20 protein-coding genes are annotated in these 22069 nt (G+C 67.2%); 10 read left to right on the top strand and 10 right to left on the bottom strand.

The annotated features are described in order from the left end of the window. Positions 1-109: 109 nt before the first annotated feature. The gene (locus tag IEY58_RS20455) at positions 110-2176 is read left to right on the top strand and encodes an ATP-binding protein (protein WP_189049206.1); all 2067 of its coding nucleotides are present in this window, start codon (positions 110-112) and stop codon (positions 2174-2176) included. Between the two features lie 10 nt (positions 2177-2186). Here IEY58_RS20455 and IEY58_RS20450 read toward each other — a convergent pair whose 3' ends face one another. Continuing rightward, on the bottom strand, positions 2187-2807 hold the full coding sequence (locus tag IEY58_RS20450; RefSeq protein ID WP_189049204.1) for a TetR/AcrR family transcriptional regulator: 621 nt from the start codon (positions 2805-2807) through the stop codon (positions 2187-2189). A gap of 101 nt (positions 2808-2908) precedes the next feature. Here IEY58_RS20450 and IEY58_RS20445 point away from each other — a divergent pair, with 101 nt between their 5' ends. From IEY58_RS20445 to IEY58_RS20430, 4 genes are all read left to right on the top strand, one after another. Then, positions 2909-3859, top strand: a complete 951-nt coding sequence (locus tag IEY58_RS20445) for an NAD-dependent epimerase/dehydratase family protein (protein WP_189049202.1) — start codon at positions 2909-2911, stop codon at positions 3857-3859. An 87-nt stretch (positions 3860-3946) separates the two neighbouring features. Continuing rightward, positions 3947-4939 (top strand): hydroxyacid dehydrogenase, encoded by a 993-nt coding sequence (locus IEY58_RS20440; protein ID WP_189049200.1) that lies wholly within the window; start codon positions 3947-3949, stop codon positions 4937-4939. Between the two features lie 165 nt (positions 4940-5104). Beyond that, on the top strand, positions 5105-5590 hold the full coding sequence (locus IEY58_RS20435) for a DUF334 domain-containing protein (RefSeq protein WP_189049198.1): 486 nt from the start codon (positions 5105-5107) through the stop codon (positions 5588-5590). A gap of 28 nt (positions 5591-5618) precedes the next feature. After that, positions 5619-6104, top strand: a complete 486-nt coding sequence (locus IEY58_RS20430) for a hypothetical protein (RefSeq protein ID WP_189049196.1) — start codon at positions 5619-5621, stop codon at positions 6102-6104. A 187-nt stretch (positions 6105-6291) separates the two neighbouring features. On the opposite strand, the gene IEY58_RS20425 is transcribed toward IEY58_RS20430, so the two are convergent. Both IEY58_RS20425 and IEY58_RS20420 read right to left on the bottom strand, forming a co-directional pair. Next, a complete protein-coding gene (locus IEY58_RS20425; protein ID WP_189049194.1) occupies positions 6292-7449 on the bottom strand; it encodes a pyridoxal phosphate-dependent aminotransferase in 1158 nt (385 codons plus the stop codon). A 59-nt stretch (positions 7450-7508) separates the two neighbouring features. Further along, positions 7509-8129: a TetR/AcrR family transcriptional regulator gene (locus IEY58_RS20420; protein ID WP_189049193.1), complete on the bottom strand. Its 621-nt coding sequence runs from the start codon at positions 8127-8129 to the stop codon at positions 7509-7511. Between the two features lie 83 nt (positions 8130-8212). Here IEY58_RS20420 and IEY58_RS20415 point away from each other — a divergent pair, with 83 nt between their 5' ends. From IEY58_RS20415 to IEY58_RS20395, 5 genes are all read left to right on the top strand, one after another. Further along, positions 8213-9382, top strand: a complete 1170-nt coding sequence (locus tag IEY58_RS20415) for a serine hydrolase domain-containing protein (protein WP_189049191.1) — start codon at positions 8213-8215, stop codon at positions 9380-9382. Between the two features lie 112 nt (positions 9383-9494). Beyond that, positions 9495-9740: a hypothetical protein gene (locus IEY58_RS20410; RefSeq protein WP_189049189.1), complete on the top strand. Its 246-nt coding sequence runs from the start codon at positions 9495-9497 to the stop codon at positions 9738-9740. A gap of 122 nt (positions 9741-9862) precedes the next feature. Next, on the top strand, positions 9863-11080 hold the full coding sequence (gene hmpA / locus IEY58_RS20405; RefSeq protein WP_189049187.1) for an NO-inducible flavohemoprotein: 1218 nt from the start codon (positions 9863-9865) through the stop codon (positions 11078-11080). Positions 11081-11276: 196 nt separating this feature from the next. Further along, positions 11277-11681, top strand: a complete 405-nt coding sequence (locus tag IEY58_RS20400) for a YciI family protein (protein WP_189049185.1) — start codon at positions 11277-11279, stop codon at positions 11679-11681. Beyond that, positions 11678-12970: an RNA polymerase sigma factor gene (locus tag IEY58_RS20395; protein ID WP_229743844.1), complete on the top strand. Its 1293-nt coding sequence runs from the start codon at positions 11678-11680 to the stop codon at positions 12968-12970. Before IEY58_RS20400 ends, IEY58_RS20395 begins: the two co-directional genes overlap by 4 nt. On the opposite strand, the gene IEY58_RS20390 is transcribed toward IEY58_RS20395, so the two are convergent. From IEY58_RS20390 to IEY58_RS20360, 7 genes are all read right to left on the bottom strand, one after another. Beyond that, complete coding sequence (locus IEY58_RS20390) at positions 12945-13769, bottom strand: sulfotransferase domain-containing protein (RefSeq protein WP_189049183.1); 825 nt, start codon at positions 13767-13769, stop codon at positions 12945-12947. The genes IEY58_RS20395 and IEY58_RS20390 overlap by 26 nt on opposite strands. 112 nt (positions 13770-13881) lie before the next feature. Continuing rightward, positions 13882-14532, bottom strand: a complete 651-nt coding sequence (locus IEY58_RS20385; protein WP_189049181.1) for a CoA transferase subunit B — start codon at positions 14530-14532, stop codon at positions 13882-13884. A 20-nt stretch (positions 14533-14552) separates the two neighbouring features. Next, positions 14553-15263, bottom strand: a complete 711-nt coding sequence (locus tag IEY58_RS20380; RefSeq protein WP_189049179.1) for a CoA transferase subunit A — start codon at positions 15261-15263, stop codon at positions 14553-14555. Between the two features lie 435 nt (positions 15264-15698). Next, positions 15699-17798 carry a phosphocholine-specific phospholipase C gene (locus IEY58_RS20375; protein WP_189049177.1) on the bottom strand — a complete coding sequence of 700 codons (2100 nt, stop codon included), beginning with the start codon at positions 17796-17798 and terminating at the stop codon, positions 15699-15701. A 125-nt stretch (positions 17799-17923) separates the two neighbouring features. Beyond that, entirely contained in the window at positions 17924-18373 is a 450-nt protein-coding gene (aroQ, locus tag IEY58_RS20370; RefSeq protein ID WP_189049175.1) for a type II 3-dehydroquinate dehydratase, read from the bottom strand. Between the two features lie 105 nt (positions 18374-18478). Then, positions 18479-19282, bottom strand: a complete 804-nt coding sequence (locus IEY58_RS20365; RefSeq protein WP_189049173.1) for an ABC transporter substrate-binding protein — start codon at positions 19280-19282, stop codon at positions 18479-18481. A 104-nt stretch (positions 19283-19386) separates the two neighbouring features. Then, the gene (locus IEY58_RS20360; protein ID WP_189049171.1) at positions 19387-21828 is read right to left on the bottom strand and encodes a response regulator; all 2442 of its coding nucleotides are present in this window, start codon (positions 21826-21828) and stop codon (positions 19387-19389) included. Between the last annotated feature and the right edge of the window lie 241 nt (positions 21829-22069).

Genomic DNA, 22069 nt, shown 5'->3' with positions numbered 1-22069 from the left:
CTGAAATCGGCACTGAATTAATTGAATCCGGTCGATCGTTGACCTGCCGTTAAACACAGCCGCACACACTATCCCAATCCGTTTGGATCGATCTCATAGGAACCTTTGCGTGCTGGATCCGGCGCCGGCGGCCGAGCCGCCCATATCGAGCCCCGTCCCCTCGTGCCAGCAATGGCTTCGCGACGAGGTCTATCGGCTCGAAGCGCAATTCGTCTGCCTCGTCCCCGACGGCCTCTGGCCGATCCCGGGCGTCGTTCAGCTGGCGCGGAAACAGGCGGACAACGGCCTGCTCGGCCGCGCGCTCTGCCTTCTGGCGCGCATGGAGCTCGTCGAGGGACGCCACGAAGCCGGCATCCGCGTCATCGACGAGGCGATCGCCCTCTTCGACAGCTTGGGCGACGAGGCGGCACTCGAGCTTGCGGGCCCTCGGGCAGAAGCCTGGCGCGTCGCCGGCAATGCACAAGTGAAGCTCGGCAATCTCGCCGAGGCGCTGCCGCTGCTCGAACGCTCGGTGGCGCTGGCGGAGCATGGCGTGGCGACCGGCCATGCCGACGAACGGCGGTTCTCCGCGATCCCGGCAGCGAGCGCGCTCGTCCGCAGCCTGAACAACCTCGGCTTCGCGCTCATGGGCATGAGCGAGATGAACGGTGCGGCGGAAGTCCTGCGCCAGGCGCTCGGCGTGGCCGATACCCATCCCGAGACCTTCGAGGATGTGCCGGAGGACATCGTCTTCGCGATCGGCAATCTGGTCGCCATCCTGCACCAGGGCGCCCGGGAGCGGCTTGCCGCCGGCGAGAGTGCCGACGCGGAGCTGGCAGAGGCGCGCAATCTCCTGGAACGGCGCGCGGCCCAGATCGTAGCACCAGCCGGCGACGCGTCCCCAGGAACAACCAAGGTCACGACCAGCGCCGAGCACGACTATCTCGAGAGCCTCGGCCAGAACCTCCTGCTCGACGGCCGGCTCGAGGAGGCGCTCGAGCAGTTCCGGCGCCTGGCCGACGCCAGCACCGAGAACCAGTCGCACGGCGCCGCCAGCAGGCGGGGCCTGGCCGAGACGCTGCTGGCGCTCGGCCGGCCGGCCGAGGCGCTGCGGCACGCCCAGGCGGCGCTTGCCGCTTACGACCAGAACGAAGAGGTCGTCGATCGTACGGCGGCGCTGCTTGTGCTGTCGCGGGTCCATCGGGCGCTCGGCCGGGACCGCGAAGCGCTGCTCGCGCTCGAGGAATATCATCGGCTGCGCGGGCGGCTCGACGCGCTCGCGACCCGCCGGTATGCAAGCTATCTGATGGCGCGGGTGGGCCTTGAACGCGCCCGGGCGGAGGCGCGGGCACAGCGGCAGATCGCGAGCGAACTCAAGGATCTCAACGACAAGCTGACGGGGCAGGCGGCGACCCTGGAGGCGCAGGCGCGGGCGCTGACCCGGGCGCGCGCCGAGGCGGAGGAAGCGAGCCGGGCGAAGTCGGCCTTCCTTGCGAACATGAGTCATGAGCTGCGAACGCCGCTGAACGCGATTCTCGGATTTTCGGAAATGCTGCGCGACGGCTTGGCAGGCCCGGCGGGCCCAACGTGGAACACCTATGCCGGCCACGTCCACAGTGCAGGCTACCATCTGCTCTCGGTGATCAACGACGTGCTGGATCTTTCCAAGATCGAGGCAGGGCGCGTCGAACTGGCGATCGAGCCGGTCGATCTGCCGGCAGCCCTCGCCGAGTGCCGGGAGCTGATCCAGCCCCTGGCCGAACAGGGCGACATCGCGCTCGCGATGGACTGCGACCCGTCGTTGGGCATGGTTCCGGCCGATCCGGTCCGCCTGAAGCAAATCCTGCTGAACCTGCTGTCGAACGCCGTGAAATTCACGCCGGCGGGCGGCCGCGTCAGCCTGACGGCATCCCGGTCCGACCGGTCTGTCGAGCTGCGCGTGACGGACACCGGCAGCGGCATGACCGAGGCCGAGCTCAAGGTGGCGCTCGAGGTCTTCGGGCAGATCGACAGCACGATCGCGCGCAAGCACCAAGGCTCCGGGCTGGGGCTGCCGATCGCCGTCAGCCTCGCCGAGCTCCATGGTGGCTCGCTTCAGATCAAAAGCGAGAAAGGCGGTGGCACCATCGCCACCGTGTCGCTGCCGATCTTCGGCGCGCCGTTCGACGCGGCGACGCTCTACGCGAAGGCGGTGTAGCAAACCGTCGCTAGGCCAGCATCCCGTCCAGCAGGCCGCGGATCAGCGCCGGCACCAAGGTCTCCGCCGGCGTCTGGGGAAAGCCGGGACAGGTGAGCTTCAGGCTGACCACGCCATGGAGTGCGGCCCAGAACGCGTCGGTCAGCACGTTCGGCTCGGCCCGATCGGCGAGCCGCCCGGCAGCCTTTAGATCGAGAAAGCAGCCGAGCAGCAGGCCATAGGCCTGGGTGCCCGGGTCATCCGGCCCGCCGATAGCCGGCCCCTCGTAGATCGCCTTGACGATGGTCGGGTCTTCCATGAAGACCAGCCGGTAGGTCTCCGGCCGTTCCAGGCCGAAGCGGACATAGCCTTGCGCCACCGCCTCGAGCCGGGCGCGCGGCTCCGCCGTCGCGGCGAGCGGGGCCAGGGCCGCGACCAGCTCGCGGAAGCCATCAATGCACAGCTCGCGCGCAATCTCGTCGCGCCCGGCGAAATGCAGGTAGAGCGTGCCTGGCGAATATTCGATCGCCTGGGCGATCTTGCGCATGGTGAGGCTGCCGTAGCCCTCGGCCAGCACGATCGCCCGCGATGCTTCGAGAATGCGCGTGCGCAGGTCCGCCTTCTGCCGCGCCTTACGTTCGGGAATGCCCATGGCGGCGAATTTATGCCTTGACCGGCGTCGGCGGCAAGTCTAAATGAACAGCGTTCACTGAACATTGTTCAAAAATAGATCATCGTTCATAGGAGGCAAAGATGGGCAAGGTCGCGTTGGTCGGCGCCGCGGGCGCCATCGGCAGGAGCATCGCGGCGGCGCTAAGCGCAGAGGGCCGGCCTTACCGGGTGATCGGCCGCTCCCATGCGGCGCTGATCCAGGCGTACGGCCGCGACCCGTTGGCGGAGATCGCCGTGTGGGATCCGGCTGACCCAGAGTCGGCGGCCCGCGCGCTCGACGGCGCCGAGGCTGCAGTCCATCTCGTCGGCGTGCCCTACCACCAGTTCGAGCTCCACCCGGTCGTGATGGACCAGGTGCTGAAGGGCGCGGTCGCGGCGGGCGTCGAGCGGCTCGTGCAGATCGGCACGGTCTATCCATTCGGCCGGCCGCGGACGCCGCGCGTCGCCGAGGATCATCCGCGCGAGCCGCACACGTTCCGCGGCCGCATGCGCAAGGCGCAGGAAGATCTGACGCTCGCCGCCCATGCCGAAGGCCGCATCCAGACGACGGTCCTGCGCCTGCCCGACTTCTACGGGCCCGACGGCGAGAAGAGCTTCCTCCACGGCCTGTTCGCCGCGGCGCTCGCCGGCAAGCGCGCGCTCATGATCGGGCCGATCGACCGGCCGCACGAGTTCGTCTTCACGCCGGACGCGGGGCCGATCGTGACCCGGCTCATCGACACGCCGGCGGCGTTCGGCCGGACCTGGAACCTGGCCGGCGCCGGCGTCACGACCCAGCGCGACTTCGCGCGGCGGATCTTCGCCACGGTTGGCCGGTCACCGAAGCTGCTGCCTATCGGCCGGCGCGGCCTCAGCCTGTTTGGTCTGTTCGATCCGCTGATGAAGGGGCTGGCCGAGATGAACTACCTCATGACCGAGCCGGTGCTGCTCGACGACAGTGCGCTCTCGAGCCTGATCGGGCCGCTCGCCAAGACGTCCTACGACGAGGGCATCGACCGGACGCTCGCGGCGCTCAGCCGCCGCGCAGCCTGAGCCCGGCAAGGCTGGCTTGCGTCCCCGGCGATTGCCGCCGCTCCCGCCCCCGGCTCCAATGCGGCGTTACTCAAGAGGAGCCGCAGCATGTCCCATCGCGTCGTCGTCACCGCCTCGCGCCTCGCCCGGCCGGCGATCGACCGGCTCGAGGCGTTTGGCGCGCGTCTCGAATTCCTCGACGACGCACTGACCGAGGGCATGCTGTTGGCGGTTGCCGGCGCGGGACGGCTCGACGCGATCCTGATGCGCAACAACCCGCCGATCACCCGGCGCGTGATCGCGGCGGCCGAGGGGCTGCGCGTCATCGCCAAGCATGGCGCCGGCTATGATTCCGTCGACGTGGCGGCAGCGACCGAGGCGGGCGTCCCGGTCCTGGTCGCGGCCGGCGCCAATGCCTATTCGGTGGCCGAGCACACGATCGCGCTGATCCTGGCCTTGGGCCGCGACGTGGTGCGGCTCGACGGCCGCACCAAGGCGGGCCTCTGGGACAAGTGGCACTATAGCGGCCGCGAGCTGCGCGGCCGCACGCTCGGCCTCGTGGGATTCGGCGCGATCGCCCGCCACGTCGCCCGCCTCGCCCGGGCGCTTGGGCTCGAGGTCCAGGCCTTTTCGCGCCGCCTGGAGGCGATCGACCCGGCGCTCGCCCGGCCGGTCGCAACGCTCGACGAGCTTTATCGGACGTCCGACATCGCGAGCCTGCATTGCCCGCTCGGACCCGAGACGCGCGGCATGATCAACGCGGCGACCCTTGCCCGCTTCAAGCCGGGGGCGCTCCTGATCAATACCGCGCGCGGCGGCCTCGTCGACGAAGCGGCAGTGACGGCGGCGCTCCACGGCGGCCGGCTCGCCGGCGCCGCGCTCGAGACCTTCACGGCGGAACCGCCGGCAGCTGACAATCCGCTGTTCCAGGCGCCCAACCTGATCGTAACACCGCATATCGGCGCGCATACGGCCGAAGCGGAAACGCAGATGGGCCTGATCGCGGCCGAGAACATCATCGCCGTGCTCTCCGGCGCGCCGCTCGACCCGGCGAACCTAGTCAATCCGGGGGTGCTCGACCGCCCTCACCCTTCCCGCTGACGCGGGAGAGGGTGCCGAGCATCGCGAGTCGGGTGAGGGTCGCCTAGCCCGAACGCCACGAGGCTGCTACGCACTCTGCATGCCGCGATAGTAATCGGCTGACGCGGCCTTCCCGCTTGATCACGCATTCTGAGAGCGATACTCTATTTCAATCAACGAAAAGTTATGGTGGAGATCGAGTTGACACCGCCGCCATCGACAACAACTGACGTTTATTATGAACTAATAAATACGATTCGCGATGGCGATACGCAAAACACCCCACGATCTCCAAATATTTCCGTTCTTGCATTGGTCACTTACGCCATATTTGAAAGAGATAGAATTGCAGCAGAAGAAAAACAATTAAAATCTAATGGAAAAAATTTAAATTTGAACGAATTTATTGCACTATATCAATTCAATGAAGCAAAATTAGAGGCCAAGCAAATTCTTTTTGACAGATATGAAATCTCCAAAATTAGCAATGAAACATCAAATATATTCCGAGAAATAAAGCAAGATCATCGATTTTTTCCTAATTTTTTTAAAGAAATATTTATTGGAATTGTATCGAATATAGCTTTCGTCCTTTTAGTATTTTTTGGCTGGATTGTGTTCAAGATTGACCCATCCCCCTTTGATCTCCTGAAGAAGGCCTTGTCGCAGTAATAATTCGACCTACCCTGAGGGATCAACCATGGCTGAAGCAGCACCCACGCGGTTTCCGGATAGTTTCAAAATAGGCACATCCGTGCTTTGCGACGCAGATCCGACTATAGGAGTCCTGCTGAAGTGGCGAGCGAGATCCGGCAGTGCTCGGATCCACCTTCCCGCGAACGATCAAACGGTCGAGCGCGATCAGCGGTGCCTGTTCCGTAAGAGCGACAGCGGAAAAAAGCAACATCAATTCATGCGAGGCAACCTGCTGTGCAAGGTCTACAGACACGAACTCTCCGGTCACACTAAACATAAACGCTCTGGCTCTCTCTATATGCTGAGGTGGCATCAAACCTGGGCCACGGGATACCAGGGGCGTCACATCGGCGGGGAAATAGATTATATTATTTACTGTATCATTTTGGATGGCGCCTTAGTTTATAAGCCCTTCGACTACCCGGAAATCACAGCACGGATCGGCGAAACAGCAGGTACGCCCGCCGGGGGCACGCTGTGCGTCCTATAAACGTCAATCCTGGAGATCTGCCGCAACAGTTGGTCAGCTCAGACAAACCCATAGCTGGGAGCTTCGCCGTCGTTCCCGCGCAGGCGGGAACCCAGCAAGAGCCGCGTCCGCGGCGACAAGACTCATATCCGCGCTACCGCGCGTAAACGACTGGGTCCCCACCTGCGCGGGGACGACGGAGCCATTCTTACCGCAAAAACGGCACCAGCCGTTCGAGTGCCGGTTCGAGCCGGTCGCGGGATGCGGCGAAGCACAGGCGGAGGTGGCCCTCGCCGCCCAGGCCGAAGGCGCGCCCGGGTGCGAGCCCGACCTTGGTCTTGGCCAGGATCTCCTTGGCGAATGCCACCGAGTCCGTCATGCCGTCGACCTTGATGAAGGCGTAGAAGGCGCCGTCAGGCGGCGCCACCTGGACCCGGTTCAAGCCGCGGAGCGCATCCAGCACGAGCGCGCGGCCGGCGCGGTAGCGTTCGGTCATCGAGCGCGCGAAGTCCTCGCCCTCGCGCACCGCTGTCACCGCGGCATGCTGGATGAAGGTCGGCGCGCCCGACACGTTGTATTGGATGAGCTTGCCCATGACCTCGACGATCTCGGGCGTGCCGACGAGCCAGCCCAGCCGCCAGCCGGTCATGGCCCAGGCCTTGGAGAAGCTGTTGACGACCACGACCCGGTCGTCCGGCTCGGCAATATCGAGCAGCGACGGCGCCACCGGCGCGTTATAGACGACGCGTGCATAGACCTCGTCGGCGATGAGATAAAGCCCGTGCTGGCGCGCATAGGCCAAGAGCGCCTCGCCCTCGGCCCGGCTCATGACCCAGCCTGTCGGGTTCGACGGCGAATTGACGAAGATCGCCCGGGTCCGGCCGTCGCGCGCCCGGTCGAGAGCGTCGAGATCGAGCCGGAAGCGGCCGTCATCCTGCCGGCCCAAGCCCACCTCGCGCGGCTCGCCGCCCATGATCTCGATCGCGGCACGCACGTTGGGCCAGACCGGCGAGACGACCAGCACATTGTCGCCCGGATCGACCAGCGCCTGCATGGTCAGCATGATCGCCTGCATGCCGGCGGTCGTGATCACGACCCGGTCGGCCGGGACAGGCTTCGCATGCAGCCGCGTCTCGTAGTCGGCGAGCGCTTGGCGCAGCGCCGGGATGCCGCGCTCGAACGTGTAGAAGGTTTCGCCCGCCTCGAGCGCCCGGGCCGCCGCATCGATGATGAAGCGCGGCGTCGGCAGATCGCCCTCGCCGAACCAGAGCGGCAGGACCTCCGGATCGCCCAAGCCCAAGATGGCGACCTCGGCGATGAGCGAGGCCTGGAGATTCTGGATGCGCGGGCGGATGGTGACGGGCATGGCTCGGTCAAGACCTCGACGGTTCCGGGGCCCCGACCTTAGCCGAACCCGGCGCCGGATCAACCCGGTGGTGGATCGACCCGGTGGCGGGCCAATTCGGCGGCGGCGATGCGCGCGACCGCCAGGAGTTCGTCCTCGGAAGCGCCGTCGCGCGCCTGGACCGACAGGCCCTGGATCACGGTCGCGACGAAGCGCGCCAGCGACGCCGCATCGGTATCGGGCCTGAGTTCGCCCTCGGCGATGCCCCGCTCGAGCCGCGCCTTCAGGGACACGAGCGCGCCCGTGCGCAGGGACGAGAGATGCTGGGCGATCGGCTGCGTCTCGGCGGCGCAGTACAAGACGGCGCTCGAGATCATGCAGCCGGACGGCCGGCCCTGCTGGCAGAATTGCCGGGCCCTGCCTTCGAGCAACCGCTCGAATGCCGTGAAGACCGACGGCTCCTCGCCAAACTCATGCCGGGGCGAGGCGCCGACCTCAGCCTGATACCAGCCGAGCGCCTCGTGATAGAGCTCGGCCTTGGATGAGAAGGCGGCATAGAGACTCTGCGCCGTGATGCCCATGGCCTGGGTCAGATCGGCAATCGAGGCACCCTCGTAGCCCTGCTGCCAGAAGACCTGGGCCGCCGCGGCCAGCGCTTCGTCCCGGTCGAACGCGCGCGGCCGGCCGCGGGGCCTTCGCATATTTTCCACAATGATCACTCTAGAAATGTCATCGACAATCGGATATCAGGAACGATCACTCAATATATAGGAGCCGGACGGTCATGCGCAGCCCTCTTCCTCGATCGCCCAACCCACGGCTCGGTGCCGGCCTCGACACGGTACTGGGACGCGCGCTCGCCGAGCGCCGCATCGTCGGCGCGGTCGTGCTCGTCGCCCATGACGGCCAGCTCGTCCATGCCGGCGTCGCCGGCCTCGCCGACCGCGAGGCGGCCCGCCCGATGCGGGAAGACGCCATCTTCCGCCTCGCCTCCATCACCAAGCCGATCGTGGCCGCCGCGGCGATGCGGCTCGTCGAGACCGGCACGCTGGCACTCGATCAGCCGGTGACACGCTGGCTGCCCGAGTTCGCACCGCAACTCGCCGACGGCACCGCCCCCACGATCACCATCGCGCACTTGCTGAGCCACACCGCCGGGCTCGGCTATGGCTTCCAGGAACCGGAGGACGGGCCCTACCATCGCCTCGGCATCTCGGACGGGCTCGATCAGCCGGGCCTGTCGATCACGGAAAACCTGGATCGCCTGGCCCGAGCGCCGTTGTTCTATGCGCCCGGCACTGGCTGGCGTTATTCGCTGGCGATGGACGTGCTGGGCGCGGTGATCGAGCAGGCGGCGGGTCGGCCGCTGCCCGATGTCGTGCGCACGCTCGTCACTGGCCCGCTCGGCATGGCCGATACCGGTTTCACCGTCACCGACCGGTCGCGCCTCGCCGCCGCCTATGCCAACGGCGAGCCCGAGCCGACCCGCATGGGCGCGGAGGCGGCCGTGTTCCTGTGGGACGGCTCGGTCCGCTTCGCGCCCGACCGGATCTTCGACCCGGCGTCCTATCCCTCGGGCGGCGCCGGCATGGCCGGCACGGCGGGCGACATCCTGGCCTTTCTCGAAGCGATCCGGACCGGCGGCGCGCCGATCCTTCGGCCCGAAACCGTGGGCACGATGATGCGCAACCAGGTCGGCGCGATGGCCGAGACCTTGGAGCCGGGCTGGGGCTTCGGCTATGGCTGGGCGGTGGTCGACGATCCGACGCCGACCGGCACGCCGCAATCAGCCGGCACGATCCGCTGGGGCGGCGTCTACGGCCACAGCTGGTTCGTCGATCCGGCCTGCCGCCTCTCGGTCGTGACGCTGACCAACACGGCATTCGAGGGCATGGCCGGCGCACTCACGCTCGAGATCCGGGACGCGGTTTATCACGGCCTCGCCCCGCGCTGAGCGGCCCGAGGCTCGCGCGGGCGGTGCGGTTGCCCCTGGCCGTCCGCCCGTGAATGTGCGATGGCTCTCGCCCGTTTGACCGTGCCAGAGCCCACAGAGAGACCGCCTGCCCATGATGCCGACCCCGCCCCGCCGCTGGATACCGTGGTATCTCCGCGCGGCAGCGCTCGGCCTGGCCGCGGGCGGGGCGGTCTATGTCATCGCGCTCTATGTCTACGGCATCCGGTTCGTCGACCTGGTGTCGAGCCTCCGGCCACCACCCGATAAATCGGCGATCGCCCATGACCCGCCGCCCCCGCCGAGCGAGCCCGGCGTCGTCACCTTCAGCATCGGTCCGCCGAAGCCGCCGGCCCATTGACGCCTCGGGCCGCCGAACACAAGCGTGTGCACTGCAACACAGCCATAAGATATATCCAGTTTGAATCTTAAGTTCGTCTCATAAGATGGATCTGCATTGAATCTTATCGAGAGAGCTGACCGATGCTGACCGAGAGCCAACGCGAGATCATCCGCGCAACCGTGCCGGTGCTGCGCCAATACGGCGAGCAGATCACGAAGCAGTTCTACAAGGACCTGTTCGAGGCCAACCCGAGCCTGTGGAACATCTTCAACCCGGCGAACCAGCGGTCGGGCGGCCAGGCGTCGAGCCTCGCGGGCTCGATCCTCTCCTATGCCGCCAACATCGACCAGTTGGAACGCCTCTCCGGCATGGTCGACCGGATCGCGCACAAGCACGGCAGCCTGGAGGTCCAGCCCGAACATTACCCGATCGTCGGCCACCACCTGCTGATCGCCATCCGCAAGGTGCTGGGCGAGGCCGCGACCGATGCGGTGATCGACGCCTGGGCCGCCGCCTACGGGCAGCTTGCAGAGATCATGATCGGCCGCGAAAAGGCACTCTATGACGAGGCGCGCGCGGCCGGCTGGGACGGCTTCAAGGAATGCCTCGTCATCCGCAAGGAGCGCGAGAGCCTGAGCATGGTCTCGCTCTATCTCCGGCCGGTCGACGGCACGCCGCTGCCGGCGTTCCGGCCCGGCCAGTATCTCAGCGTCAAGCTGCGCGTGCCCGGTCAGGACCATGACCAGATCCGGCAATACAGCCTGTCGATCGCGCCTGGCGGCCGGTTCTATCGGATCAGCGTGCGGCGCGAGCACGGCCTCGGCACCGGCACGCCCGAGGGGCTCATCTCCAACTACCTGCACGACCGCATCGAGGAAGGCGACACGCTTCAGGTCCACGCGCCAATCGGCGATTTCGTGCTCGACGAGACGAGCGATCGCCCCGTCGTGCTGTTGAGCGCGGGCTCAGGCATTACGCCGACGATCAGCATGCTGGAGCATCTGGCATCCGGCGCGCGGACCGTCCGCTTCATCCATGCGACGACGGAACGCGCCCACCATGCCTTCGGTGCGCACGTCCGCCGGCTGGCACGGAGCCGCCCCGGCATCGAAGCCGCGATCTTCTACGAAGCCGTGGGGCCAGATGACGTCGCGGGCGTGCATTACGACGCGGTCGGGCGCCTCGACGATGCGGCGCTTGCCGCCCGCCTGCCGTCGGCCGATTGCGACTTCTACGTTTGCGGCCCGGCCGGCTTCCTCGCCGTGGTCGACGCCATGCTCGATCGCCTGGGCGTGCCGAAGGCCCGCCGGCACAGCGAAGCCTTCGTGCCCGACCCGAACCAGCTGCTGGCGGCGTGATCCTCTAGCCGCATTTGACAAGGGCGTCGGCGCATTCTTCCGATCGGCAGCGGTCGAGGAATGCGCCGACGCGCCCCTAAGTTCTTTCCTTGGTTCCCTCGACGGCGTGACGCACTTGAGCTTTATTTTTGGCACTCCTGTCGATCAAGCCGTCCCTCGTTCGTCGTAGGATCGGACCAACCAAGGAGAAACACCCATGCGTTTCATGATGCTGATGATCCCCGGCGGCTACGAATCCGCGGCGCCCGACGCCATGCCCAGCGCCGAGGCGGTGCAGGCGATGATGAAATACAATGAGGAACTGAAGAAGGCTGGCGTGCTGCTGGCGCTCGACGGGCTGCATCCGCCGTCCTCGGGAGCACGGGTCAGCTTCAAGGGCGGGAAGCCGGCTGTCACCGACGGCCCCTTCCCGGAGGTCAAGGAAGTGCTGGGCGGCTATTGGATGATCGACGTGCGCTCGCGCGCGGAGGCGATCGAATGGGCCCGCCGCTGCCCCGCCTCGGAGAATGAGGTGATCGAGATCCGCCAGGTCCATGAGATGAGCGACTTCCCCGAGGACGTCCAGAAGGCGGCGGAGGGCTTCAACGAGCTGAAGGGTTGACGGCCACCGGGACCATCGAAGCGGCGGCCATCGAAGCAGTCTGGCGGATCGAGCAGCCGAAGCTCGCCGCCAGGCTCACCCGCTACTTGCGTGACGTCGGGCTGGCCGAGGAGATCGTGCAGGATGCCTTCCTCGAGGCGCTGGAGCGCTGGCCCCGGGACGGCATCCCGCGCAACCCGGCCGCCTGGCTGACCCAGGTCGCCAAGAACCGGGCGCTCGACCGGCTGCGCCGCACCACGCTCATCGACGGCAAACATCGCGAACTGGCCATCGACCTGGCCGAGCTGGAGCGTGAGACGCCCGACATCGAGGCGGCGCTCGACGAGGATATCGACGACGACCTGCTGCGGCTGATCTTCACCGCCTGCCATCCGGTGCTGCCGGCCGAGCAACGCACCGCCCTCACCTTGCGGCTCTTGGGCGGGCTCGCGACGCCCGAGATTGCCCGCGCCTTCCTGGTGCCTGAAGCCACCGTCGCCCAGCGCATCGTGCGCGCCAAGCGGGCGCTTCGCGATGCCGCCATCCCGTTCGAGACGCCGCGCGGGGCGGAGCGGCGGGAGCGCCTCGCCGCCGTGCTGGAGGTGGTCTATCTGATCTTCAACGAGGGCTATGTGCCGACGGCGGGGCCGGACTGGCTGCGCGCCGATCTGTGCGGCGAGGCGCTGCGCCTCAGCCGCTCGCTCACGGCGCTGATGCCGGAAGAGCCCGAGGTGCTGGGGCTGGTGGCGCTGATGGAGCTGAACGCCTCGCGCTTCGCCGCCCGCACCGACAAGGCGGGCGATCCGATCCTGCTGCTCGACCAGGACCGCAGCCGATGGAACTGGTCGCTGGTCCGGCGCGGCCTCGACGGCTTGAACCGCGCGATGGCGCTGACGCCCGCGCCCGGCCCCTATCTGCTGCAGGCGATGATCGCCGCCTGCCATGCCCGTGCGGTGACTGCCGCCGACACCGACTGGATCGCCATCGCCGCCTATTACCAGGCGCTGGCACTCGCAGCCCCCTCGCCCATCGTTGAAATCAACCGGGCGGTGGCGGTCGGCATGGCATTCGGACCGGCCCAGGGCCTCGCCATCGCCGACGCGCTCAAGGACGAGCCGCGCTTGAAGGGATCGCATCTGCTGCCCACGGTGCGCGGCGATCTTCTGGAGAAGCTGGGACAAATCGCGGCAGCCCGCGCCGAGTTCCACCGCGCCGCCGAAATGACCGGCAATGCCAGGGAGCGCGCCTTGTTGCTCGCCCGCGCCGATTCTCTACCCGGTAAAACTAGAGATAGCCGAAGCGCGCCATGACGGCGCCGTGGTCGCGCTCGATGCGCGCCACCTGGTCGGCGCTCAGCCCTTCGTGCCACTCACCGACCCGGCCCGAACGGAAGAACCGGTCGGCGCCGGCCGGCCGCTCGGCGAAGCCCTGCGCCTGCTCCTGGGCGCTCAGCACGTCGAACCGGCTGAACTCGACGGCGCGCGCCACCCGCTCGGGCGCCGACCGACCGCTGAGGAAATGGATGACGCGCCCGAACTGCTTCACCGGATCGGCCTGCAGGTCTTCATAGCGGAGCACGAGCAGATGCGGGCTGGGTGCCGGCGTCCAGCTCAGGACGTGGTTCGACCAGCTCGAATGTTTCTCGTAGACCTTGGCGTCGGTGCCGCCGACTGCGGCCTCCGGGTTGCCGAGGAATGCGATCGTGTCGTCGAGGCTCAGGCCCATGTGATGGCTGTAAGAGATCGCGACGTCGCGCGGATCACGCAGCATGTAGATGGCGCCGGCCGTGAGATCCGGCGTCACGAGCGGCACGCCCTCGACAAGGCCGGCCATGTTGTGGGTCTTGACGAACACCGGGCCCGGAAAGGCTTGCGTCAAGTCACGATGGACGAGCGGCCTCAGGCGCTGCACGTCGGCGATCGAATAGGTCGACGCCGGGCGCGGATCGTAATGCTGATAGAGCTTGGCGTCGCTGTCGCCGGCGGTGAAGTCGGTCAGCCGGTTGATGTCCCAGGGCTCGGCCGGCTGCCGCAGGTAATTGTGCAGCAGCGCGCGCAACCAGGTATTGCCCGACTTGGGATAGGAGGCGAGCCAGACCAGCTTGCCCATGCGTCACTTGCCCATGCGTCACTTGCCCATGCGTCACTTGCCCATGCGTCAGGGAGCCCCTCGCCTCATCCGCCAGGATGCCCCCTCCCGCTTACGGGAGAGGGCTCCGGTCTCAGGCTGCCTTGAGGCTCGGCGCCACGGTGTAGGTGGCGCCGGTCTTTTCCTTGATCTCGTCGAGCGTGACACCCGGCGCCAGCTCGGTCAGCACCATGCCGTTCTGGCCGATCTCGAATACGCCGAGCTCGGTGATCACGAGATCGACGACAGCGGCGCCGGTCAGGGGCAGGTCGCAGCGGTGCAGGAGCTTCTTCTCGCCGTCCTTGGCGGTGTGCTCCATCACGACCACGACCTTCTTGACGCCGGCGACCAGGTCCATGGCGCCGCCCATGCCCTTGACCATCTTGCCCGGGATCATCCAGTTCGCGAGATCGCCGTTCTCGGCGACCTGCATGGCGCCCAGCACCGAGAGATCGATATGGCCGCCGCGGATCATGGCGAAGCTGTCGGCGCTCGAGAAATAGCTCGAGGTCGGCAGCTCGGTCACGGTCTGCTTGCCGGCGTTGATCAGGTCCGGGTCCTCATCGCCCTCATAGGGGAACGGGCCCATGCCGAGCATGCCGTTCTCGCTCTGCAGCTGCACGGTCATGCCTTCGGGAATGTAGTTCGACACGAGCGTCGGGATGCCGATGCCGAGATTGACGTAGAAACCGTCCTCGAGCTCGGCGGCGGCGCGCTGCGCCATCTCTTCGCGGGTCCAGGGCATATCTGTCGCTCCTCTCGCGTTCAAGCCGCCGGCCGGGGCCGGGTGGTAACCTTCTCGATGCGCTTCACGTAGCCGGCCGCCAGCGGCACGATGCGCTGCACATAGATGCCGGGCGTATGGATATGGTCCGGATCGATCTCGCCCACTTCGACCAGATGCTCGACCTGCACGATCGTGACCCGGCCCGCCGTCGCCATCATCGGGTTGAAGTTGCGCGCGGTCTTGCGGAACACGAGGTTGCCCTCGGTGTCGGCCTTCCAGGCATGGATGATCGAGAGATCGGCGACGAGCCCGGTCTCCATGATGTAGCGCTGGCCGTTGAAGACGCGCTCCTCCTTGCCCTCGGCGACCAGCGTGCCGACGCCGGTCTTGGTGAAGAAGGCCGGAATGCCGGCACCGCCGGCGCGGATGCGCTCGGACATGGTACCCTGCGGGTTGAACTCGAGCTCGAGCTCGCCCGCAAGATACTGCTGCGCGAACATCTTGTTCTCGCCGACGTAGGAGCTGATCATCTTCTTGATCTGGTGCGTCTCGAGCAGCAGCCCGAGCCCGTCGCCATCGACACCGGCGTTGTTCGAAACGACCGTCAGGTTTTTGACCCCGGAGGCGCGGATCTCCTGGATCAGCGCGTTCGGCACGCCGCACAGCCCGAAGCCGCCCGACATGATCATGATGCCGTCCTTGAGCACGCCCTCGAGCGCGGACTTGGCGTCCTTGAAGACCTTATTCACGGAAGATTGCCTCGCTGCATTGAGGAAGCGGAAATTCGGTTTGGAATTCGGTTCGCCGGCCCAACAGTTCAGGGCCTCGACGTTGAACGTGCTTAGAAGCCTGGGGACGGCCTGTCAACGGCCCCCAATCAACGGCCCCGGGCCGCCGGCTCGGCGGCGCCGATAACCGCGGACCGGCGATGGAGCGCCGGGCGGTCGGGAAAATCCATGAATGCGGGGGATCGACCATCTTGTCGTCGTCGAGCGGCCGTGGCCGGCAGCCGGTCGGAACAGGGACACCGCGCGCCGGTGCGCGCCATTCTCAGGAACCGCATGTCTCTCTCCCCGATCGGTCTTTGCCGTCGAGGCTAGCCCTTAGCCGGGCTTCGCTCAATGGGGAGCGTCGAAACGTCATGGTCGGGTTGCCCCGGCCATGACGCTTATCGGAGCAGCGGGTCAGCTGTTCTGATGATGGTGCTTGCGGCCGCCGCCGATCGCCGGGTCGCTGACGCTGTCGCGCCCGGTCTCGACGTGGCCTGCAAGCTGGTGCAGGAACACGGCGTCGCCCTCGACCTGGACCTTGAGGTCGTACCAGCCGAACGAGTCTTCGAGCGCCCAATATTTCCCGACGCTCTCGCCCGGCGCCAGCACATGGGCGAAGTCCCGGCCGCTATAGGCGCTGGTGACGATGACGCGGCACGCGCCCTGGCCGCGGTTCACCACGACCAGCCCCAGGCCGCAGCCCATCGGGTCGACACTGGTGCCGACCTCGACATTGTTCAGCACCGGCGCCGAGAGATCGCCCTTGAAGCGCCGGAAGAAGCCGTTCGGCCCATAGACCGAATAGTCATAGGCGCCCGGGGCGATGAGCCAGCTGTCGGCGAGCGACTTGCCGGCCTCGACCGTGTAGCTGCGTGGCAGGGACAAGCCCGAGCCGTCGCGGACCTGGAAGCAGGCGCCGGCCGTGCCGCTGTTGGTGAAGGCGACATGGAACGTCGCCGTCGCGGCATCGACCCGGCCCTCGGCCTCGAGCACATAGGGCGCCGGCCGCGCCCGGCGCAGGCCCGGCTCCTGGTCGGGCACCGCCTGCTCGGCCGGCGGCACCGGGACATAGTCATTGTGCCGGAGCGCGTCCGGCGGGGCATAGCCGGCGGTGCTGGGCAGCGGTGCCGGCGCCTCGTTCGGCGTCGCGAAATTGAACGCAGCCGTCAAGTCACCACACACGGCCCGGCGCCAGGGCGTGATGTTCGCCTCGGCGAGCCCGCCGTGGCCGGGGCCGAAGCGGCGCTCGATGAAGCGGATGATCGAGGTGTGGTCGAACACTTCGGAGCAGACCCAGCCGCCCTTGCTCCAGGGCGAGACCACGATCATCGGCACGCGGGGCCCAAGGCCGTAGGGGCCGGCCGGATAGGAGGCGCTGCCCGGGAAGATCTCGTTCGCGGTGCTGACCGTCGACAGGCCTTGGGCGGCCGACGGCGGCGCATAGGGCGGCACCATATGGTCGAAGAAGCCGTCGTTCTCGTCGAACGTGATGAAGAGCGCGGTCTTGCTCCAGACCTCCGGATTGGCGGTCAGCGCGTCCAGCACCTGCGAGACGTACCAGGCGCCGTAGTTCGCCGGCCAGTTCGGGTGCTCGGTATAGGCCTCGGGCGCCACGATATAGGAGACCTGCGGCAGCCGGTTCGCCGCGATGTCGGCCTTCAGCACGTCGAACAGCGTGCCGCCGGCCGAGATGTTGGTACCGGTCCGGGCCTTCTCGTAGAGCGGGCTGCCCGGCTGCGCGTTCTGGTATTGATGGAAATAGAGCAGCGAATTGTCGCCGTAGTTGCCGATATAGGCGTTGCTGGTCCAGCCCCAGGAACCGGCAGCGTCGAGCCCCGTGCCGATGTCCTGGTAGATCTTCCACGAGATGCCGGCCGCCTCCAGCACTTCCGGGAAGGTCGACCAGCCGTAGCCGGCCTCGGCATTGTCGACGACCGGGCCGCCGCCCGAGCCGTCGTTGCCGACCCAGCCGGTCCACATGTAATAGCGGTTGGGATCGGTCGGCCCCATCAGCGAGCAGTGATAGGCGTCGCAGATCGTGAAGGCGTCGGCGAGCGCGTAATGGAACGGGATGTCGTCCCGCGTCAGGTACGCCATGGTCGTCGAGCCCTTGGCCGGGACCCACTGGTCGTAATTGCCGAGGTTGAACGCCGCGTGCGTGCTCGTCCAGTCATGGGCGAGGTCTTCCAGGAACTGCAGCCCCAGGTCCGGCGCCGTCGGATGGAACGGCAGGACCGGCGAGAGGCCATTGGGCTGGTACCAGACCGGCTGGCCCGACGGCAGCCGGACGGCACGAGGATCCTCGAAGCCGCGCACGCCGCGTAGCGAGCCGAAGTAATGGTCGAACGAGCGATTCTCCTGCATCAGGACGACGATGTGCTCGACATCCTCGATCGTGCCCGTGCGATGGTGCGCCGGTATCGCCATGGCGCGGCCGATGCTTTCCGGCAGCGCTGCGGCCAGGGCGGTACCGCCCAGGACACGAAGGAATGTGCGGCGATCGCTGGTCGTCATGACGGCCCTCCGCTAGGTCAGGACATGGATGATGGCCTCCTCTATAGCCGGGCAAAAAGGCAGTCAGGCTTAAGTTGCGTAACAGCGAGGCGGCGGTTTTGCGACCGGGATGCGACAGTCAGCCCCTATTTCTCGCTGTCGTCGATGAGGCGGGCGAGGCGCTGCAGCGCCAGCGGATAGCCCTGCGTCCCGAAACCGGCGATGACGCCGGATGCCACGAGCGAGACGTAGGAATGGTGCCGGAAGGGCTCGCGCCGATGCACGTTCGAGATGTGCACCTCGATGATCGGGAACTCGCAGGCATTGAGCGCATCGAGAATCGCGACGGAGGTATGGGTGAAGGCGGCCGGGTTGATGACGATGCCGCCCGCGCGTTCGCGCGCTTCGTGGATCCAGTCGATCAGCTGGTATTCGGCATTGCTCTGGCGGAATTCGAGCTCGAGCCGGAGCTCGGCCGCGGTGCGGCGGCACTCGGCCTCGACGTCGGCCAGCGTCTCATGGCCGTAGATATGGGGCTGGCGCTTGCCCAAGAGATTGAGGTTCGGGCCGTTCAGGACATAGACGATGCGGCTCATGATGGGTCCTCCCGTTGGCGAGACTCGCGCGTTGGCTTGGGGTCGCGGCCGAGGCCGCCAACGCAGTCTATGCCGACGGAGGCAACTTCGGTCACTCCCCAGGGGTCACTGCTCGCGCGGCGGGACGATCACATCGGGCTGGCCGCTGACGCCGAACGCCTTCGCGACGAAGCCGGTCGACTTCATCTCGTCGATGAAGGAGCGCAGGAAGCGGGCGCCGGCCGGGCGTCCCTTGGGCATGCCCATGGCCTGCGGGATTTCCATGAAATCGTCGTCGAGGACGCGGGCATCGCTGTGCGCCCGGGCATAGTCGGCGAGCGGCTGGCGGATGCAGGCCAAGGCGTCGACCTGGTTCCGGCGGAAGAGGTCGGTCGCCGCCGCCGTATCCGCCGTACGAACGAGCTCCGCGTGCTTCAGCGACCGGCTGAGATAGAGGTCGTAGGCGCTGCCCGCGGCAACGCCGATCCGGACGCCGTTCCGGTCGACATCCTCGGCGCGCTTCAGTGGAGACGCCGCCGGCACCAGATAGGTGCCCTCGATCATCGCATAGGCCGCGGTGAAATCGATCGTGCCGGCGCGCGCCGGATCGACGGCGAGGAAGGCGACGTCCCAGGCGTTCGACTTCAGCGCGTCCACCACCTGGCCCGCCTCATCGAACGGCACGAGCACGACCGGCACGCCCAGTTCCCAGGCGAGTTCGCGAGCGAGGGCGACCGAGACGCCGGCCGCAAGCCCCGTGTCCGGGTCCCGCTGCGCCAGCACCGGGTTGCCGAAATTGATGGCGGCGCGCAGCTGGCCGCCGGGGGCCAGATCGGTGAGCGTGTCGGAGACGATTTCGGCCGGCGCGGCCGTGGCGGAAACGCACAGAGCAAGCCAAAGGCTCGCAATCGAAAGAACGAGCTTGACCATGGTCCCTCGCGGGGTTGCCGGCGCCACGGCTTCAGGCCGGACGCCGACATCCATTGAGCGCCCAGGGATTCAATCTGTCCAGTCCATCGGACAGCGACTACCCGTCAGACGCGAGCCGCCAGGTCGGCGAGCCAGCGGCCGACCCGCTCGACCAGCTCGTCGAGATCGAGCGGCTTCGAGATGTAATCGTCCATGCCGACCTCGAGGCAGCGCTCCCGATCGCCCGTCATGGCGTTGGCGGTCATGGCGATGATCGGCAGGGTATGGCCTTGCGCTCGGAGCTGCCGGGTCGCCTCGAATCCGTCGAGCTGCGGCATCTGCACGTCCATCAGGATGAGATCCCACGGCTCGCGCGCCACCGCGTCGAGCGCCTCGAGCCCGTCGCCCGCAACGCCGACCGTATAGCCGGCGTCACGCAAGACCTCGGTCGCCAGGATCTGGTTGACCTCGTTGTCCTCGACCAGCAGCAGCCGGGCACCGGCGGCGGCCACCGCGGTTGCGTGCACCGGCATCGTGCCGTCGACCATCGCCGGCACGTCGACGGCCGGCTTGCTGGCGCCCATCAGCCGGGCCAGGCACTCGACCAGCGCCTGATGCCGTACCGGCTTGGTCAAGGCCGCATCGAACCGGGTGCGTGCCCGCCCGCTCCGGCCCGGCCCGTCGACGGACGACACCAGTACCAGCTTCGGCTGGCGCCATTCGACATGGAGCCGGATGGTCTCGCCCAGGTGATCGCCGGTCATGCCCGGCATATCGTGGTCGAGCAGCGCGATATCGAACGGCCGGCCCGCCTCGTCGGCGTGTCCCAGCGCTGCGAGCGCCTCTGCCGCGTCGGCCGCTTCCTCGACCTCGATGCCCTCGTCCGCGAGCTGCTGATGGAACACGACACGGTTCATCTCGGTATCGTCGACCACCAGCACCCGAAGGCCGGCCAGCACCGACGGGTCGGCGGCGCCACGGGCGAGCCCGCTCTCGCCATCGGGCAGGACCAGCACGACCCGGAAGACCGTGCCGCCGCCCGTCCGCGGCTCGGCGTGGATCGTGCCGCCCATCAGGCCCAGGAGCTGCTTGCTGATGCTGAGGCCAAGGCCGGTGCCGCCGAACCGCCGGGTCATCGAACTGTCGCCCTGCTCGAACTTGTCGAACAGCCGGCCGGCCAACGCCGGGCTGATGCCGATGCCGGTGTCGGCAACGGCGATCTCGATGCGCGTCAGTCCCTGCCCGAGCCGCTCGCCCGACGCCGTGATCGCGACCGCACCATGCAGCGTGAACTTGATCGCATTCGACAGGAGATTGAGCACGATCTGGCGCAGCCGGTTGGAATCGCCGCGCACGACGCGCCGCGCCTCGGCGTCGATGAAGCACGAGAGCTCGAGCCCCTTTTCCCGGGCCTTGGGTGCCATGAGCTCGACCGGCCCTTCGATCACCTCCGTCAGGTCGAAGTCGATCGCCTCGAGCTGGAGCCGCCCGGCCTCGAGCTTCGAGAGATCGAGGATGTCGTTGATGAGGTCGAGCAGCACCTCGGCCGAGCGGCGCACGGCATCGGCGAAGCGGCGCTGCTCGGCGTCGAGGTTGGTGCGCAGCAGGAGCGTGTTCATGCCGATGACGCCGTTCATCGGCGTGCGGATCTCGTGGCTCATGTTGGCGAGGAAGTCGCTCTTGGCCCGGTTCGCCGCCTCGGCGAGACGGCGCGCCTCCTCGATGGCTGCGGCCTGGCGGCCCAGCGCCCCATGCGCCTCGGCGAGCCGCCCGTAAAGCGCCAGGGTCTGCAGCAAGAGGACGACGAGCACGAAGCTGGAGGCGAAGAGTCCGTAGATCCGGCCGGCATAGAAGCCCAGGTCCCAGCGGGCCGCGTTCAGCATGCCGCTCAAGGCCACATCCAGAAGCCACGCCGACAGCACGACCATGAGCCAGAGATCGAGCACCGTTATCGGCCGGCGGACGGCCATGGCCACCAGGGCAATGAGATCGAAGGTCCAGACCGTCCAGATGGCGATTTGCTGGGCGGGCGTGAAATGGTTGGCGACCATGAGCGCCGGCAGCGCCGACGCCCATGTGGTGGCGAGCGCCGCCAGAATCGCGGCCACGGCCGCGACGAGAAGGATCGCGCCCCCAATCATGTACCTGACATGTCGGACGCGCCTGCGTCGGACATGCTCGGGCGCCGCGGCCCCGTTCCTGGGTTTCAGGACGGCATAAAGGACGACGGCGAGCGGGAAGCCGCCATGCCAGAACATATAGAGCCACGCGGTGCTCTGCGGGCCGGCACCCAGGAGGCCGCCCGGCGCGAACACCCCCGGAAAGCTCATCAGATGCAGGGCTGCAAGGAGGGCGGTAAACAGATAGCCACCCACGAGAGCCAGCAGCGCCGGCGTGCGCTCCATGCGGAACTGGCCAATGAGCAGCGCCACGGTCAGCAGGTCGTTGATGACGACGGCCGACTCGTAGATCGGGATGAAGGCCGGCACGCCCGCGAACTGGATCTGGGCGAACGGCACGCAGAGCGCGAACACCAGAACGGAGACCAGGCCGACACCGACTGCCACCCGTTGCTCCCCGCGGGACGGCAAGGCAGTCGAAAGGAACATGCGTTCGCCCGTATCGGTCATCCTCGCCCCGTCTTACGCGTCGGCTTCGCCCCGATCTCTCTGCCTAGGATTGCAGATGAGATCGCGGATTGCGATCAAGAAGCCGTCGCCGCCGCCGATGTTCACTCAAACGCCCGCCGGCCGCCCCACGATGCCCCCCCATGATGCCCGAAGTGGCGACCCGCCCGATCATTTGCTA

The organism is Aliidongia dinghuensis (assembly GCF_014643535.1).
Lineage (GTDB): Bacteria > Pseudomonadota > Alphaproteobacteria > ATCC43930 > CGMCC-115725 > Aliidongia > Aliidongia dinghuensis.
The sequence above is the reverse complement of the archived record's forward strand: the minus strand, read 5'-3'. Positions and strand labels throughout refer to the sequence as shown.